Source organism: Acinetobacter sp. AS167 (assembly GCF_037152175.1).
GTDB lineage: Bacteria > Pseudomonadota > Gammaproteobacteria > Pseudomonadales > Moraxellaceae > Acinetobacter.
Map to the genome: position 1 here is coordinate 1 of NZ_JBBCMP010000031.1, position 779 is coordinate 779.

At 42.9% G+C, this 779-nt stretch carries 1 protein-coding gene; it reads right to left on the reverse strand.

Going from position 1 to position 779, the window contains the following annotated elements:
* Nucleotides 1–779: NAD(P)/FAD-dependent oxidoreductase (locus WFN33_RS20210; RefSeq protein ID WP_336954826.1), on the reverse strand; the 779-nt coding region annotated here is incomplete at both ends.

Genomic DNA, 779 nt, shown 5'->3' on the forward strand with positions numbered 1-779 from the left:
ATCAGTGGATGTGTTTTCCAACGCTGCATTTCAGCAAAAGGATACATGTGTGGATTTTCATAAGATAAATCGACAATCATACCCAAGGTCACTTGGTTGTTTTCAGCGTGATATAACCACCAGCCGCCTGAAGAACCTGTTTCTGCCAAAGGCCAGCCTGAACCATGCATCACTAAACCTGGTTTATGTTTAGCAGGGTCAATTTCCCAAAGTTCTTTGATTCCGATACCGTAATGTTGCGGATCAGCATCTTGGTCTAAGTTGTATTTTGCAATCAAACGTTTACCAAGGTGTCCACGGCAACCTTCTGCAAAAATTGTGTATTTTGCATGAAGCTCGTAGCCGGGGGTAAAGTTATGAGTAGGTTCACCATCTTTACCAATACCCATATCACCAGTTTGGATGCCTTTTACAGAACCATCTTGATGATAAAGGATTTCTGAGGCAGCAAAGCCCGGGAAGATAGAAACTTCTAACTCTTCCGCTTTTTGACCTAACCAGCGCACCACATTACCCAATGAAATAACATAGTTACCATCGTTGTGCATGGTCTTAGGAACCATCCAGTGTGGTGCTTCTTGAGACTTTTCAGCAGACATGAGGAAATAAGTTTTGTCCTCAGTCACAGGTACATTTAAAGGTGCACCTTGTTCTTTCCAGTCAGGGAAAAGTTCATTGATTGCACGAGGTTCAAGTACAGCACCAGAAAGGATATGCGCACCAACTTCAGAGCCTTTTTCAACCACACAGACAGAAAGGTCTGGAAGATTGTTTTCAAG